This window comes from Micromonospora sp. DH13 (assembly GCF_020873825.1).
GTDB classification, from domain to species: Bacteria; Actinomycetota; Actinomycetes; order Mycobacteriales; family Micromonosporaceae; genus Micromonospora; species Micromonospora haikouensis.
The window spans coordinates 252,018-266,582 of the sequence record NZ_JAHWGR010000007.1; the positions used below are offsets into that span (position 1 = coordinate 252,018).

Below are 14,565 nucleotides of genomic sequence, written 5' to 3' on the forward strand. Positions count from 1 at the left end.
CGGAAGTTACTGCGGAGTAACGTGCGGGCATGACCATCGACTCGCGCCAGGTCGCCGCCGGCCTGCTGGAGGCGGTGCCGTTCGCCCGCACGCTCGGCGTCGAATTCGTCGAGGTGGCCCCCGAGGCCGACGGCGGCGTGCGCGCCGTGGTCCGGCTGCCCGACTCGCCGGCCACCCACAACCACGTCGGCGGCCCGCACGCCGGAGCGATGTTCGCCCTCGGCGAGACCGCCTCCGGCGCGGTGGTGCTCGCCGCGTTCGGGCAGCTCCTCGACCGGGCGGTGCCGCTGGCGGTGCGGGCCGAGATCGCGTACGGGAAGGTGGCGATGGGTGCGGTGCTGGCCACCGCGCGGCTCGGCCGGCCGGCGCCCGAGGTGGTCGCGGAACTGGAGGCCGGCCGGCGGCCCGAGTTCCCGGTCGACGTCGAGATCGCCACCGAGGACGGCACGCCGACCTCGGCGATGACGGTCGTCTGGACGCTGCGCCCCCACCGCTGACCGGTGCCCTGACCCCCGCGCCCGCCGCGCCGCGCGCCGCTGCGCCGCCGCGCCGCGCGCCGCCTCGCGCCGCCTCGCGTGGTGAGAAGGGTGCCCTTCTATACCGTATGCGTTAACAGGGGGCCCTTCCTTCGCAAAGGGGTTTGGGGGGTTCCGGGGGTGGATAGATTCGTACCGTGCTGGGCCTGCCTGCTCACGTGACCGCGTGTCTCTTCGACCTGGACGGTGTGCTGACGCAGACCGCCCGGGTGCACAACGCCGCGTGGACCGAGACGTTCGACGCGTTCCTGAAGCGTCGCGCGGCGGCCACCGGCGAGCCGTACCGGCCGTTCGACCCGGGGCCCGACTACAACCGGTACGTCGACGGCAAGCCCCGCGCCGACGGGGTGCGGTCGTTCCTCGCCTCCCGGGGCATCGTCCTGCCGGAGGGCTCGCCCGACGACCCGCCCGACGCGGACACCGTCAACGGCGTCGGCAACCGGAAGAACGCCGTACTGCTCAAGCGCATCCACACCGACGGGGTCGAGGTCTACCCGGGCTCCGTGACGTACCTGCGGGCGGCGGCCGCCGCCGGCCTGCGCCGCGCCGTCGTCTCGGCCAGCGCCAACTGCCGCGACGTCGTCGCCGCCGCCGGGCTGGAGCCGCTGCTGGAGGCCCGGGTCGACGGGGTGGTCGCCCGCGAGCAGGGGCTGCGCGGCAAGCCGCACCCCGACACGTTCCTGGCCGGCGCGAAGCTGCTCGGCGTCGACCCCGCGCAGGCCGCCGTCTTCGAGGACGCCCTCGCCGGGGTGGCCGCCGGCCGGGCCGGCGGATTCGGGTACGTCGTGGGCGTCGACCGGGTGGGCCAGGCCGACGAGCTGCGCGCGCACGGGGCGGACGTCGTGGTGACCGACCTCGCCGACCTGGTGGACAGGAGGCCCGACGCATGATCCGGGAACGCGCCTATCCGGTGGAACCCTGGCACATCCGCGAGACCCGGCTCGACATGGACGTCCTGGCCCAGTCCGAGTCGGTCTTCGCGCTCTCCAACGGGCACATCGGCCTGCGCGGCAACCTCGACGAGGGCGAGCCGCACGGCCTGCCCGGGACATACCTGAACAGCTTCTACGAGCTGCGCCCCCTGCCGTACGCGGAGGCCGGGTTCGGCTTCCCCGAGTCCGGCCAGACCATCGTCAACGTCACCAACGGCAAGCTGATCCGGCTGCTCGTCGACGACGAGCCCCTCGACGTCCGGTACGGCGAACTCCTCGCCCACGAGCGGGTTCTCGACCTGCGCGCCGGCACCCTGCACCGGGAGCTGCACTGGCGCACCCCGGCCGGGCGCGAGGTCAAGGTGCGCAGCACGCGGCTGGTGTCGTTCACCCAGCGCTCCGTCGCCGCCATCAACTACGAGGTGGAGGCGGTCGACGGGCCCCTGCGGCTGATCCTCCAGTCGGAGCTGGTGGCCAACGAGTCCCTGCCGGCGCAGAGCCGCGACCCCCGGGTGGCGGCGGTGCTGGAGTCGCCGTTGCAGGCCGAGGAGGAACTGACCACCAACGACGGCGGGCTGCTCATCCACCGCACCAAGGTCAGCGGGCTGCGGGTGGCCGCCGCCATGGACCACGACGTGCACGCCCCGGAGCACACCACCGTCACCACCGAGGGGTACGAGGACTGGGTCCGCACCACCGTCGGCTGCGTGCTCAAGCCCGGCGAGAAGCTGCGGGTGGTCAAGTACCTGGCGTACGGCTGGTCGAGCCGCCGGTCGCTGCCGGCGCTGCGCGACCAGGTCGGCGCGGCCCTCGCCGCGGCCCGCCTCGACAGCTGGGACGGGCTGCGCCGGGAGCAGCGGGAATACCTCGACGAGTTCTGGGACGCCGCCGACGTCCGGGTCGAGGGCGATCCGGAGGTGCAGCAGGCGGTGCGGTTCGGTCTGTTCCACGTGCTCCAGGCCGGGGCGCGGGCCGAGCGCCGGCCGATCTCCGCGAAGGGCCTCACCGGCCCGGGGTACGACGGGCACGCGTTCTGGGACACCGAGATGTTCGTGCTGCCGGTGCTCACCTACACCCAGCCGGGCGCGGTGCGCGACGCCCTGTACTGGCGGTACTCCACCCTCGCGCAGGCGCAGGAGCGGGCCCGCACGCTCAACCTGGCCGGGGCGGCGTTCCCGTGGCGCACGATCGAGGGGCCGGAGTCGTCGGCGTACTGGCCGGCGGGGACGGCGGCGTTCCACATCGCCGCCGACGTGGCCGACGCGTTGCGCCGGTACGTGCTGGTCACCGGCGACGAGGGGCTGGAGCGGGAGATCGGCCTGGAGCTGCTGATCGAGACGGCCCGGCTGTGGCGCTCCCTCGGCCACCACGACCGGCAGGGCCGGTTCCACATCGACGGCGTGACCGGCCCCGACGAGTACACGGCCGTGAAGAACGACAACGTCTACACCAATCTGATGGCGCAACGGAACCTGCTCACCGCCGCCGAGTGCGCGATGCGGTTCCGGGACCAGGCGATCGACCTCGGGGTCACCGAGGAGGAGGCGGCGGCCTGGCGGGACGCGGCGAACGCGATGTGCGTCCCGTACGACGAGGGCGTCGAGGTGCACGAGCAGGTGGAGGGGTTCACCCGGCTCCAGGAGTGGGACTTCGAGCACACGCCGACCGAGAAGTACCCGCTGCTGCTGCACTACCCGTACTTCGACCTGTATCGCAAGCAGGTCATCAAGCAGGCCGACCTGGTGCTCGCCATGCACTGGCGGGGGGACGCGTTCACCGAGGAGCAGAAGCGGCGCAACTTCCTCTACTGCGAGCGGCGCACCGTGCGGGACTCGTCGCTGTCGGCCTGCACGCAGGCGGTGATCGCCGCCGAGGTCGGCTACCTGGAGCTGGCCCACCGGTACCTGCGCGAGGCCGCGCTGATGGACCTGCACGACCTCAACGAGAACACCCGAGACGGGGTGCACATGGCGTCCCTCGCCGGGGCGTGGATCGCCCTGGTCGCCGGGTTCGGCGGGCTGCGCGACCACGACGGGCTGCTGACGTTCGCGCCCCGGCTGCCAAGCCGGCTCGACCGGCTGGAGTTCTCGTTGCAGTGGCGGGGGCTGCGGCTGCGGGTCGACGTCCGGGCACACCAGACGACGTACGCGCTGCGTCACGGCTGTTCCGGCGACGGGGTGGAGCTGCGGCACCACGGCGAGAAGGTGCGGGTGACCTGCGCCGAGCCGGTCACCGTGCCGGTGCCGCCGCTCACGCCGCCGAGCACCGAGCCGGAGCAGCCGCCCGGCCGGGCACCCCTGCTCCACCTGCCGGAACACCTCGGCTGAAGCTCCGCGCCCGGCGGGCGGTCCCGGTCGGCCGGGGCGCTTCCCCGACCGACCGGGGAGGGGTCAGAACTGCCGCCCGTTCGAGGGGCGACCGGCCGCGTCGTGCGGGGCGACGGCCCTCGGGTCGTCGGCGGTGCGGGCCTGCGCCGCCTCGTCCGCCCAGTCCCGGCTGCGCTCGGCGTCCCGTTCCCGCTGTTCGTCCCGCTCGGCGGTCTGCTGCTTGGACCTGTCCTGTCGTCGGGCCATGACGATCCTCGCGATCCGTCGGGGCGCGGCTGCGCCGGTGCTGCGGTCACCCCGGGCCTTCCCGCCCGGCCCGGCGGCAAACAGCGACGGCGGGCGGCGGCCGGTGGCATGGGGCGGCGGCCGGTGGCATGGGGGTAGCGCCGGGCGGCCGGCCGGGTCAGGGCCGCCAGGGCTCCAGGTGCCGGGCGAAGCTCAGCCGCAGGTTGCTCTTGGGGCGGGCCCCGACGGTGGAGCCGACCACCTCCCCGTCGCGGAACACCAGCAGGGTCGGCATCGACATCACCTGGTACGCCCGGGTCGTCGCCGGGTTCTCGTCGGTGTTGAGCGTGACGATGCGCAGCCGGTCGCCGAACTCCCCGGCCAGCTCGGCGAGGCTCCGGGAGACCGCCACGCACGGCGGGCACCACTCGGCCCAGAAGTCGACGACCACCGGCCGGTCGGCGGCGAGCACCGTCGCGGCGAACGAGGCGTCGGTGACGGCGGTCAGCGGGGTGGTTCCCGTTTCCTGAGGCATGTTTCCTCCCGGTACGCGATGGCCTGGGCGAGTTGGTCGTGCAGTTGTCGCCGCACCGCGCCGAGCCGGTCGAGGTAGGCGTCCACCTCGGCCAGCTTGCGACGCAGCACGGCCACCGAGTCCGGGCAGACGTCCCCGGAGGCGTGCCCGGCCCGGAGGCAGGCCACGAACGGCCGGATGTCGTCCAGGCCGAAGCCCACCGCGAGCAGGGCCCGGATCTCGTGTACGACGCGCAGCTCCGCCTCGTCGTAGACGCGGTAGCCGTTGGCGGAGCGGCGGGGCCGGACCAGCCCCTGCGACTCGTAGTACCGCAGGGTCCGGGTGCTCGTGCCGGCGCGTTCCGCAAGCTCACCGATCAGCATCCGACCTCCTTCACCCGCCACCGACCGCAACGCTAGACCTTGCCGCCGATGTCAAGGCAACGGCGAATCCCGGCCGCCGGGGCGGGTAAGCGACGCCGGACGAGGCGGAAGCCGTGGGGAGGATGTGCGATGGCGGCACGGGGACAGGTAGGCACGACGACCCGGGGTGGCGAGGTCACGATCCCGGCGGGTGACGCCGGGCTGCCGGCCGACGTCCTGGTCCCGGCCGGGGCCACGGGGGTCGTGCTCTTCGCGCACGGCAGCGGCAGCTCCCGGCACAGCCCCCGCAACACGGCCGTGGCGGGGGTGCTGAACGGGCGGGCGCTCGGCACGGTGCTGGTGGACCTGCTCACGCCGGAGGAGGACCGGGTCGACGCCCGTACGGCCGAACTCCGGTTCGACATCGGGCTGCTCGCCGACCGGCTGGCCGCGATCGTCGACTGGATGGCCGTCGAGCCGACGCTGGCCCGGTTGCCGGTGGGCCTGTTCGGCGCGAGCACCGGTGCCGCCGCCGCGCTGGTCGCCGCGGCGGCCCGCCCCGAGCGGGTGCGGGCCGTGGTCTCCCGGGGCGGCCGACCGGATCTGGCCGGCGCCGCCCTGCCCCGGGTGGCCGCCCCGACGCTGCTGCTGGTGGGCGGGCTGGACGAGCAGGTGATCACGCTCAACGAGCAGGCGAAGGCGGAGCTGGGCGACGTCGGCGAGCTGCGGGTGGTGCCCGGCGCGACCCACCTGTTCGAGGAGCCGGGCGCGCTGGAGCAGGTAGCCGACGCGGCGGCCGACTGGTTCGCCACCCACCTGCGCCCGCCGGCCTGACCGCGCCCGCGCCCCGGGCCCGCCGGGTCCGAGCGGGGTAGGCGGGTCTCAGGCCGGTGCGGGTGGTCGGGCGGCGGCGGCCTGCCGGTGCCGCTGCACGGTGTCGATCACCCGGTACACGACCGCCGTGATCGGCACCGAGACGAATGCCCCGGCGATGCCGGCGATCAGCGTGCCGGCCGTCACCGCCACCAGGACCACCGCCGGATGCAGCTGGACCTGCCGCTTCATCACCAGCGGCTCCAGCAGGTTGCCCTCGATCTGCTGGACGGCGATCACGGCGGCCAGCGTGAGCAGCGCGACGGTCGGCCCCTTCGCGGCGAGCGCCACCAGCACCGCCACCGCCCCGGCCACGGTGGCCCCGATGATGGGGACGAACCCGCCGAGGAAGGTGATCAGGGCCAGCGGCAGGGCGAGCGGCACCCGGAGCAGCACCAGGGCCAGGCCGATCCCGAGCGCGTCGATCGCCGCGATGATCATCGTCCCCCGGCTGTACGCGCCGAGCGTCCGCCAGCCCACCCGGCCGGCCTCGGCGGCGACGTCCCGGTTGGGGCCGGCCGTGCGGCGCAGCACCCAGTGCCACATGGACCGGCCGTCCTTGAGCAGGAAGAAGAGCAGCACCAGGGAGAGCAGGACGGAACCGGCGACCTCGGCGGCCGTCCGCGCCCCGCCGACCGGGTCGGGGGCGCCGCCCAGCCCGTCCCGGGTCTGCCGGATCAGCTTGTCGAGCTGGTCGTCGGTCACCGGGAGGGTGGAGGTGACGAAGTCCCGCGTCCGCTGGAGACCCTGGTCCAGCTCCTGGCTCAGCTCGCTGAACTGGCTGGCGGTCAGGTTCCACACCAGCACCCCGACGCCGACCAGGATGCCGAGCAGGAACAGCACGGTGAGCAGGGCGGCCAGCGCCGCCGGAAGCCGGAGCCGGCGCAGCAGGAGCAGCACCGGGTCGAGCAGCGCGGTGAGGAAGAGCGTCGCGGCCAGCGCGATCGCCAGCGGGGCCAGCAACACGGCGATCTTCCCGACCAGGTACAGCCCGGCGACGACCACCACCAGGCAGGCGCTCCACAGCACGGCCGAGCGGACCAGCCACGGCAACCCGGCCCACGCCTGGCGCGGCCCCGCCCCGCTGGCGTCGACCGCGACCCGCCGGGCGCGCTGCCCGTCGTCCGTCGTCGGCGGGGTGTCTCGCTCGTCTCCCGTCGCCGACTGGCTGTGTCGCCCGTCGTCCGTCGTACCCCCGGCACCGTCGTCGACCACGTCACCCTCCCACTTCTCGGCGAGTCCCCCGTACCCGAACCTCACCTCCCCGACACCCGCCCCACCTCGTACCAATCTTGGACGGTTGTCGTTCGGGCGGAACGCGAACTGTCCAAGGTCGGCGGGCGCGGCCGACCCGGCGGCGGTTTGTGCGGGTGGGGGGAGGGAACGCTTCGGTCAGGACCCCAGCGGAGGGATCCAGCAGAGGGATCCAGCCCGAGGAGGAGAAGCGCGTGAGTGACTTCATGGACAAGGCCAAGGACCTCGCCGACAAGCACGACAAGCAGGTCGACCAGGGCATCGAGAAGGCCGGCGACATGGCCGACCAGCGCAGCGGCGGCAAGTACGACAAGCAGATCGACAAGGGCGTCGACATGGCCCAGCGGCGCACCGGCGAGGGCGACACCTCGCCGCGCTGACCCCGACCCGCCTCCGGTCCCGGGCCGCCACGCCGAGGCGCCCCGGGACCGTCGTGTCGGAGCAGCCGCCGCGCCGGGGCGAACGTCGCGTCGGAGCGGCCCACCGCGCCGGGAACGGGCCAGGGGGACTCTCGTCAAGGCGACCCGGGCCGGAAATCCGGCCCCGCTCACTGGCCGATCATCGAACTCTCTCGCTACGATCCGTATTCGGGGCATGACTCCAGGTGGGTCGCCCCGGCGGACCGGGCGGCCCGACGGCGGGGCCGCGGACGAGAGGGAGTCATCCGGTGACCGACACATCCGAGGCGACGATCCAGCGCTACCCGTTCGGCGATCCCGACCGGCTCAACCTCGATCCGCGCTACGCCCGGTTGCGCCGGGACGAGCCGCTGATCCGGGTCCGCCTGCCGTACGGCGAACCGGCGTGGCTGGCCACCCGGCACGCCGACGTGCGTACCGTGCTCGGCGACGCCCGGTTCAGCCGGGCCGCCGCCGTGGGGCGCGACGAGCCGCGCAACACCGCGCGGCAGATCCAGGGCGGCATCCTGTCCATGGACCCGCCCGACCACACCCGCCTGCGCCGGCTCGTGGCCCGCGCGTTCACCGCGCGCCGGGTCGAGGAGCTGCGGCCCCGCACCCGGCAGATCGCCGACGAGCTGGTCGACAACCTGCTCGCCGCCGGCCCGCCGGCCGACCTGGTGGAGCACGTGGCCACCCCGCTGCCGATCCGGGTCATCTGCGACCTGCTCGGGGTGCCGGTCACCGACCAGGATCGGTTCCACACCTGGTCGGAGGCGATCGTCTCGACCACCTCGCTCAGTCAGGAGCGGATCCAGCAGTACATCGACAACCTGTTCGCGTACATGGGCGAGCTGATCGCGCGGCGGCGCGACGAACCCACCGACGACCTGATCGGCGCGATGGTCCGGGCCCGCGACGCCGACGACCGGCTCAGCGAGGAGGAGGTGGTCCAGCTCGCGGCGGGGCTGCTCGCCGCCGGCCACGAGACCACCGTCACGCAGATCCCCAACTTCGCGTACGTCCTGCTGCAGCACCCCGACGAGTGGGCCCGCCTGCGGGCCGACCGGACGCTGGTGCCCCGCGCGGTCGAGGAGCTGATGCGCTTCGTCCCGCTCGGCGCGACCGCCGCCTTCGCCCGCTACGCGAAGGAGGACGTCGAGATCGGCGGCGTGCTCGTGCGCGCGGGTGAGCCGGTGGTCGTGTCGATCCCGTCGGCCAACCGCGACGAGACGGTCTTCGCCGACGCCGACCGGCTCGACCTGGGACGGGAGGTCAACCCGCACCTGGGCTTCGGGCACGGGGTGCACCACTGCGTCGGCGCCCAGCTCGCCCGGATGGAGCTCCAGGTGGTGCTGGACACGCTGCTCGACCGCACCCCGGGGCTGCGCCTGGCGGTGCCCGAGCCGGAGCTGGTCTGGAAGAGCGGCCTGCTGGTACGCGGCCTCACCGCGATGCCGGTGGCCTGGTGAGGGGGAGGATCAGGTGAGCATGGAGGAAGGGCAGTCCGGCCCGGGGTGGCGGCTGCACGTGGACCCGACCCGGTGCATCGGCTCGGGCATCTGCGCCGGCACGGCACCCAGGCACTTCGGCCTGGTGGACGGGTTGTCCCGCCCGCTGGCCGAGCGGGTGTCCCCGGCGCAGGCGGTGCTCGACGCGGCCGACTCCTGCCCGATGGAGGCGATCCTCGTCTCCGAGGCGGACAGCCGCCGGCGGATCGCCCCCGAACCCTGACCGGCGACGCACCCACCATCCACTGAAGACGAACGCATCGCCGCCTGCCGGGTCGCCCGGGGGAGGGCCCGGCAGGCGGCGGCGCGAGTCCTGTCGTCAGAGCTGCTTCTCGCGCAGCTCCTCCATGGAGGTGGGCCGGCCGCTGAGGGCGTCCCGGAGCCGGTCCACCAGACCGGTGCCGGGGGCGAGCAGCCGGTTCGCCGGCGGGTGGTCCGGCGCGGCCGGGTGCGGCCGGGTCGGTGCCGACCTCTTCGCCGCCTGCACCCTGCCGGCCAGCTCCACCAGTTCCTCCCGGGCCATCGCGGCGCGCAGCCGGGGGAACAGGTCGGACTCCTCCTCCTGCACGTGGTGGCGGATGGCCTTGGTCAGGTGGGCCAGCAGCGGCTCGAACCGGGCCTCCGACGGGTCGACCGACTCCAGCTCCTTCATGGTCCGCTCGGCTTCGGCGTGCTCGGCGATCTCGTGCTCGGCGAGCTGGTCGCCGTCGGGCAGCGCCCGGCGGGCGGCCGGGTAGACGTACTGCTCCTCGGCGACCGAGTGGCGGACCAGTTCGGCGATCACCACGTCGGCGAGCTGCCGGCGGTGCTCCGGGGTGCCCTGCCGGCCCTCCAGCTCCACGAAGATCGCCTCCACCTCGCGGTGGTCGGCGACGAGTACGTCCACGACGTCCTGGTCGGTCACGCCCTGCGGGTGGTCGGTCCTGCTCTGCGGGTCGGTCATGTCGGTGCCCCTTACCGGTTGCGGGTCGGTCGGTGCTGAGGCTGGTACCCCGACGCGACCGTCCGAACCGGTCAGAGACTGCCCAGCACCCGGGTCACGGCGATCTCGATGACGACCCGCTGCGGATTGGGGCGCGGGATGCGGTAGCGCTCGGCGTACCGGCGCTCGGCCTCGGCGACCGACGCCGGGTCGGCGCGCAGCACCGCCCGACCCTCCACGGTCAGCCAGCGCCTCCCGTCGACGTGACAGACCGCCACCGGGGTGCCCGCCTCGCCGGCCGCCGCGACGTGCCGGGCCTTGGCCGACGTGCCCGACGTGATCACCCGGGCCAGGCCGGCGGCCGGGTCGAGGGTCATCCCGACCGGTACGACGTGCGGGGTCCCGTCCGCGCGCAGCGTCGTCAGGGTGGCCAGGTGCCGCTCCCGGCAGAACGCGAGGACCCGTTCGTCGTGGATGCCCAACCGATGGTCGCCCGGCATTGTCCCGCCCCCGTCCGATCCGGCCGCCCCGCGCGGGCCCCTGTGCGGTCCCCCTTCGTGCGGGGCCCGGCCCCGATCATGGCACGGGCTCAGCCGACCGGGCGGCGCGTCCTGCCTTCCTGGGGCCCGGGCTGGCCGGGGAGCTGCCGCTGGGCGGCGCGGTGCTGCCGGACCAGCCGGCCCAGGTAGAGCAGGGCGGCGGCGAGCACCCCGATGTCGTCGAGGTAGATCGGGTCGGGAAGCACGTCGATCGGGAAGATCGTGTAGGCCAGCGCGCCCCAGAAGGCGACCTTGCCGCCGACGCCCAGCGTGCCGAGCAGCTTGCGGGTGCGGACCACCCGTACGGCCAGCACGACGGCACCGACGAGCGTCGCCGCCACGATGAGGCCGGCGACGACCAGCAGCCAGGTGCGCTCCGTCATGCGCCCACGCTAGCCGACCGGGGGCGAAGGAGGGCGGCAGAGTTTGCGCCGTCGGCGCTCAGGGAAGAGGGGGTGCCGACAGTGATCGATGGGTGACCGTACGGTGACGGGGGATTCTGCGATGGACAGACGTGCCTGTGTCGGGTTGGCGGCGACGCTCGCCGCGGTGGCCGGGGCGGCGGTGCCGGCAGGCGCCGGGGCCGCGAGCAGCGGAACGTTCGCGCCCCCGCAGTATCTCGCCAGCGGGTCGACGGCCACCAACGCCGTCGCCGTCGCCGACGTCACGGGGGACGGCCGGCCCGACATCGTCGTCGGCGTCGACGCCGTGGACGGCACGCAGACGAGCTCGGTGCTGCTCTTCGCCCAGCGCGCCGACCACAGCTACGGCGCTCCGACGAGGATCGTCGCGCACGGCGGCTACAACAGCGACGTACGCCTCGCGGTCGCCGACATCGACGGCGACGGACGCATGGACGTGGCGCTGTCGTCGTCCGCCGGGGTCGACCTGCTGTACCAGCGGGACGGGCGGCTCGCCGCACCCGTGCTCGTCGCGGGGAGCGCCGGAGACGTCGTGATCGCGGACATGACCGGGGACGGCCGGCCGGACCTGGTGGTCAGCGCGCGGCCGGGCGAGGTGCGGATCCACGCGCAGACCGCGACGGGTGCCTTCCCGGTCCACTCGACGGTGACCGGGCCGTACCTGGCCGGTGCCCCGGGCGAGCAGGTGTTCGCCGCCGACCTCAACGGGGACGCCCGGCTCGACGTCGCGCAGTTCTACCGGCACGGCACGTGGGTGCGGCTGCGCCGCGCGGACGGCTCCTTCGGACCGGCGACGACGTACCGGACGCCGGAGGACGGCAACGGCTACCGCCGGGTCAGCAACGGCGCGGCGGTCGGTGACGTGACCGGCGACGGCCGGGCCGACCTGGTGACGAGCGTCGACGGCAACAGCCCCGACTCCGCCGTCCAGGTGTTCACCCAGGGCGCCGGTGGGCTCACCACGACGCCGGTGCGCTATCCGGCCTACGACATCGCCTCCGGTCTCGCCGTCGGTGACCTCACCGGCGACGGTCGCAACGACCTGGCGGTCGTCCACGACAGTTGGCTGGCGGTGAGCGTCCACCTGCAGCAGCCGACCGGGGCGCTCGGCGGGTACACGACGAACCGGGTCGACGGCGTCGGGCCCCAGCGGGACGGGGTGGCCATCGGCGACGTCACCGGGGACGGCAAGCCGGACGTCGTCGCCGTCGCCTACGACAAGGTGGCCATCCTGCGGCAGCTCTGAGCCCCGTGCCGGCCGCCCCGACCCGCCCGGCGGCGGCCGGCACGGGACCCGGGGCGCGGCGGCCACCCGCACCGCCGGGCGAGGCCGCTCAGGCCGGGACGGCGGCCCGGCCCCGCGCCACGGCCGGCTTCTGCCGGGCGACCACCGGCATCTCCCGGGTCTGCTCGGCGGCCGGCGACGGCTCGTCGCCCACCCCGGGCAGCAGCGACGCCTGCTCCTGCGGGGCGGGCACGGTCGCGGCGAAGGCCTCGTCCCGCAGACTGCGCGCGGCGACGGCGGCCTGCTCGGCGGCCCGCCAGGCGGCCTGCTCCCGCTCCTGGGCGGCCTCCTGCCGGGCGCGCAGGTGGTCGCGTACGGCGCGGCGCAGCACCAGCTCCTGGTCGACCGGGTGCAGCCGGGGGTCCCACCCGTTGCGGTGCGCGAACACGTCGCTGAGCTGCTCCTCCGACAACTCCCGACGCCAGTACGCGTCCAGCGCGGCCCGGTGCAGGTAGCGCTCGCGGTCGGCGTACTCGGCGGGGGTGCGCTCGGTGTGCGGGCGGGGCAGGGCCGTGGCGGCGGCCAGCCGGCGGACGTCGGCCTCCGCCGCCTCGTACGCCTGCCACGCGGCCTCGACCTCGTCCTGCGCGGACAGCCACTCGGCCCGCATCCGGCCGGCGGTCGCCGCGGCCCGTTCCGCCGCGGTCGCCACCTCGTCGGCGTACCGGCGCTGGGCGCGTTCCTCGGCGGCCTCCTCCAGGAGGCTGGGCATGGCGGCCTCGCGGATCCGCCCGCCGATCACGGAGCGGAACAGGTCGGGCCGGGCGACCAGGCCGGCCACGGCGACGACGGCGAGGACGAGCAGGGCCAGCCAGATCGCGGCGGCCCGGGGCACGTCGAGCAGGACGGAGGAGAGGGCGGTCTGCATGAGGGGCACCTCGGAGGGGACGAAGTGGACTGACGGTCGGGGCCCGCGGTGCGGGCGGGGGCCGCGCGTCGACCGGTGCCGGACGGGGCCCGCCGGAGTCGTCACCGATGCGGGTGACGGCGGGCGGGGTCGTCGGCGGCGCGGGGCGCGGCCGGCGGCGGGCTCGCGACGGGCCGGTGCGGTGCCGGCGCGCTGCGACGCCGGGGCGGACCGGATCGGCGCCTGGTGGCGGCCCGGGTCAGTGCCGGGGCGGCCCGCGCCGGACGACGGCGCCGGCGGTCGGGTCGACGGCGGGCCGGTCGGCCGGGACGGCCGCCACGGGCCCGCCCACCGGGGCGGGGACCGGCCGCCGCGCGTCGCCGACGGCCGGCCGGGCCTGCGGGGCGGCCGAATCGGTGCGCGGCTCGGCCGTCGCGGCGGGGCCCAGCGAGTCGACCCGGCTGGCCACCACGACGGGGTGGGCCGGGCCGGTGGCCGCGGACGCCATGGCGGGAGTGCCGGCCGTGAGGGCGGCGACGCCGCCGAGGCCGACGGCGAGGACCAGGGTGGTCAGCGCGAGGCGACCCAACTCCCCGATGCGGCGCAGCCTCGACCGCCACGAGAGGCGCGACCCGCGCAGCGTCGCCGGCAGGGACGGCCGGGCGAACGCTACGGACTGCACGACACCAACCTATCGCCGTTGCGGCCCGTCCGCAGCCTCGGCGGCCGGCCCGGCTGGTGACCCGGGCCACGACCCGTCGCAGTGGACAGAGGTGCCCGTCGGGATACGACGGTCGCGCCGCCGGCGGATGCATCGACAGCCATGAGAATGCCGACAGTTTCCCGGCGGCGGCCCCGGGCACCTGTCGGGCAGCGCGGCCCCGCCGTCGCCCGTGGGGTGCCGCACCCCACGGTGGAGCCCAAGACCGGAGGAGACCCCATGGGAGTACGTCGACAGGTGGCGCACGCCGCCGCCACCGCCCTGCTCGTGGCCGCGACGGTGGCGGCCACCAGCGCGCCCGCCAGCGCCGCGCCGTCGGTGGACGCCGCGGCGGTGACCCCGGTGGCGGCGGTCGACCTCCAGCGCTACGCCGGGGACTGGTACCAGGTCGCCGCGATCCCGGCGATCTTCGAGATCCAGTGCTTCAAGAACGTGCGGGCCCGGTACGACGTCCAGCCCGACGGCACCGTCGGGGTGCGCAACACCTGCCGGACGATCCTCGGTACCACCAGCGCGGTCACCGGCCGGGCCCGCAGCGAGAACGCCCCGGCCAACTCGGTGCTGACCGTCTCGTTCCTGGAGGTCGGCGGGCGCTGGCTCTACTTCGGTGGGCCGAACTACGTGGTCATGGGCCTCGACGCGGACTACCGCTGGGCCGTCGTCGGCGACCCGGACCGCCGCACCGGCTTCGTGCTGTCGCGCGGGCCGGCGCTGGGCGGCGCCGAACTGGCCGAGGCGAAGGCGGTGCTGACCGCCAACGGCTACGACCTCTGCGACTTCCGCACCACCCGGCAGGACGGCGGGGCCGACGCCGGCAGTTTCTGCTGACCGCCCGGCCGGCCCGTCGACGCCCGGCCCGCCGCCGGGGCGCGACGAGCGGCCGGCCCGCCGCGTCGT

At 75.1% G+C, this 14,565-nt stretch carries 18 protein-coding genes; 9 read left to right on the forward strand and 9 right to left on the reverse strand.

Annotated features, from left to right (window positions below):
- The first annotated feature begins 29 nt into the window (after nucleotides 1-29).
- The 3 genes from LPA42_RS10075 (at nucleotide 30) to LPA42_RS10085 (ending at nucleotide 3,795) form a co-directional block, all read left to right on the forward strand.
- Nucleotides 30-497: a DUF4442 domain-containing protein gene (locus LPA42_RS10075; RefSeq protein ID WP_077935813.1), complete on the forward strand. Its 468-nt coding sequence runs from the start codon at nucleotides 30-32 to the stop codon at nucleotides 495-497.
- A gap of 176 nt (nucleotides 498-673) precedes the next feature.
- On the forward strand, nucleotides 674-1,426 hold the full coding sequence (locus LPA42_RS10080; RefSeq protein WP_077935814.1) for a beta-phosphoglucomutase family hydrolase: 753 nt from the start codon (nucleotides 674-676) through the stop codon (nucleotides 1,424-1,426).
- Nucleotides 1,423-3,795, forward strand: coding sequence for a glycoside hydrolase family 65 protein (locus LPA42_RS10085; protein ID WP_077935815.1), 2,373 nt, complete (start codon nucleotides 1,423-1,425; stop codon nucleotides 3,793-3,795). Before LPA42_RS10080 ends, LPA42_RS10085 begins: the two co-directional genes overlap by 4 nt.
- Before the next feature lie 63 nt (nucleotides 3,796-3,858).
- On the opposite strand, the gene LPA42_RS10090 is transcribed toward LPA42_RS10085, so the two are convergent.
- The 3 genes from LPA42_RS10090 to LPA42_RS10100 all read right to left on the reverse strand — a co-directional run bounded on the left by LPA42_RS10090 (nucleotide 3,859) and on the right by LPA42_RS10100 (nucleotide 4,917).
- On the reverse strand, nucleotides 3,859-4,041 hold the full coding sequence (locus LPA42_RS10090; RefSeq protein ID WP_043961585.1) for a hypothetical protein: 183 nt from the start codon (nucleotides 4,039-4,041) through the stop codon (nucleotides 3,859-3,861).
- A 157-nt stretch (nucleotides 4,042-4,198) separates the two neighbouring features.
- Complete coding sequence (trxA, locus tag LPA42_RS10095; protein WP_077935816.1) at nucleotides 4,199-4,555, reverse strand: thioredoxin; 357 nt, start codon at nucleotides 4,553-4,555, stop codon at nucleotides 4,199-4,201.
- Nucleotides 4,525-4,917: a MerR family transcriptional regulator gene (locus LPA42_RS10100; RefSeq protein ID WP_043961587.1), complete on the reverse strand. Its 393-nt coding sequence runs from the start codon at nucleotides 4,915-4,917 to the stop codon at nucleotides 4,525-4,527. The genes trxA and LPA42_RS10100 overlap by 31 nt, the downstream gene beginning before the upstream one ends.
- A 129-nt stretch (nucleotides 4,918-5,046) precedes the next feature.
- Between LPA42_RS10100 and LPA42_RS10105 the strand changes: the two genes are divergently transcribed.
- Nucleotides 5,047-5,730 carry a dienelactone hydrolase family protein gene (locus LPA42_RS10105; protein ID WP_077935817.1) on the forward strand — a complete coding sequence of 228 codons (684 nt, stop codon included), beginning with the start codon at nucleotides 5,047-5,049 and terminating at the stop codon, nucleotides 5,728-5,730.
- Nucleotides 5,731-5,778: 48 nt separating this feature from the next.
- On the opposite strand, the gene LPA42_RS10110 is transcribed toward LPA42_RS10105, so the two are convergent.
- The gene (locus tag LPA42_RS10110; protein ID WP_228986498.1) at nucleotides 5,779-7,029 is read right to left on the reverse strand and encodes an AI-2E family transporter; all 1,251 of its coding nucleotides are present in this window, start codon (nucleotides 7,027-7,029) and stop codon (nucleotides 5,779-5,781) included.
- A 188-nt stretch (nucleotides 7,030-7,217) separates the two neighbouring features.
- Here LPA42_RS10110 and LPA42_RS10115 point away from each other — a divergent pair, with 188 nt between their 5' ends.
- From LPA42_RS10115 to LPA42_RS10125, 3 genes are all read left to right on the forward strand, one after another.
- Entirely contained in the window at nucleotides 7,218-7,403 is a 186-nt protein-coding gene (locus LPA42_RS10115; RefSeq protein WP_077935818.1) for an antitoxin, read from the forward strand.
- Nucleotides 7,404-7,690: 287 nt separating this feature from the next.
- Nucleotides 7,691-8,893 carry a cytochrome P450 gene (locus LPA42_RS10120; protein ID WP_077935819.1) on the forward strand — a complete coding sequence of 401 codons (1,203 nt, stop codon included), beginning with the start codon at nucleotides 7,691-7,693 and terminating at the stop codon, nucleotides 8,891-8,893.
- A gap of 19 nt (nucleotides 8,894-8,912) precedes the next feature.
- On the forward strand, nucleotides 8,913-9,155 hold the full coding sequence (locus tag LPA42_RS10125) for a ferredoxin (protein WP_077935820.1): 243 nt from the start codon (nucleotides 8,913-8,915) through the stop codon (nucleotides 9,153-9,155).
- Between the two features lie 96 nt (nucleotides 9,156-9,251).
- Here the strand turns inward: LPA42_RS10125 and LPA42_RS10130 are convergent, their stop codons facing one another.
- The 3 genes from LPA42_RS10130 to LPA42_RS10140 all read right to left on the reverse strand — a co-directional run bounded on the left by LPA42_RS10130 (nucleotide 9,252) and on the right by LPA42_RS10140 (nucleotide 10,776).
- Nucleotides 9,252-9,875 carry a hemerythrin domain-containing protein gene (locus tag LPA42_RS10130; protein WP_077935821.1) on the reverse strand — a complete coding sequence of 208 codons (624 nt, stop codon included), beginning with the start codon at nucleotides 9,873-9,875 and terminating at the stop codon, nucleotides 9,252-9,254.
- A gap of 71 nt (nucleotides 9,876-9,946) precedes the next feature.
- Entirely contained in the window at nucleotides 9,947-10,354 is a 408-nt protein-coding gene (locus LPA42_RS10135; protein WP_077935822.1) for a pyridoxamine 5'-phosphate oxidase family protein, read from the reverse strand.
- A gap of 89 nt (nucleotides 10,355-10,443) precedes the next feature.
- Nucleotides 10,444-10,776: a YkvA family protein gene (locus LPA42_RS10140; RefSeq protein ID WP_077935823.1), complete on the reverse strand. Its 333-nt coding sequence runs from the start codon at nucleotides 10,774-10,776 to the stop codon at nucleotides 10,444-10,446.
- A 121-nt stretch (nucleotides 10,777-10,897) separates the two neighbouring features.
- Between LPA42_RS10140 and LPA42_RS10145 the strand changes: the two genes are divergently transcribed.
- Nucleotides 10,898-12,061 carry a VCBS repeat-containing protein gene (locus LPA42_RS10145; RefSeq protein ID WP_158229364.1) on the forward strand — a complete coding sequence of 388 codons (1,164 nt, stop codon included), beginning with the start codon at nucleotides 10,898-10,900 and terminating at the stop codon, nucleotides 12,059-12,061.
- An 88-nt stretch (nucleotides 12,062-12,149) separates the two neighbouring features.
- Here LPA42_RS10145 and LPA42_RS10150 read toward each other — a convergent pair whose 3' ends face one another.
- Nucleotides 12,150-12,968, reverse strand: coding sequence for a hypothetical protein (locus tag LPA42_RS10150; RefSeq protein WP_077935825.1), 819 nt, complete (start codon nucleotides 12,966-12,968; stop codon nucleotides 12,150-12,152).
- A gap of 238 nt (nucleotides 12,969-13,206) precedes the next feature.
- Nucleotides 13,207-13,629 carry a hypothetical protein gene (locus LPA42_RS10155; protein ID WP_096761562.1) on the reverse strand — a complete coding sequence of 141 codons (423 nt, stop codon included), beginning with the start codon at nucleotides 13,627-13,629 and terminating at the stop codon, nucleotides 13,207-13,209.
- Between the two features lie 258 nt (nucleotides 13,630-13,887).
- On the opposite strand from LPA42_RS10155, the gene LPA42_RS10160 reads away from it, so the two are divergent.
- Nucleotides 13,888-14,496, forward strand: a complete 609-nt coding sequence (locus LPA42_RS10160; RefSeq protein WP_077935827.1) for a lipocalin family protein — start codon at nucleotides 13,888-13,890, stop codon at nucleotides 14,494-14,496.
- Nucleotides 14,497-14,565: the final 69 nt, after the last annotated feature.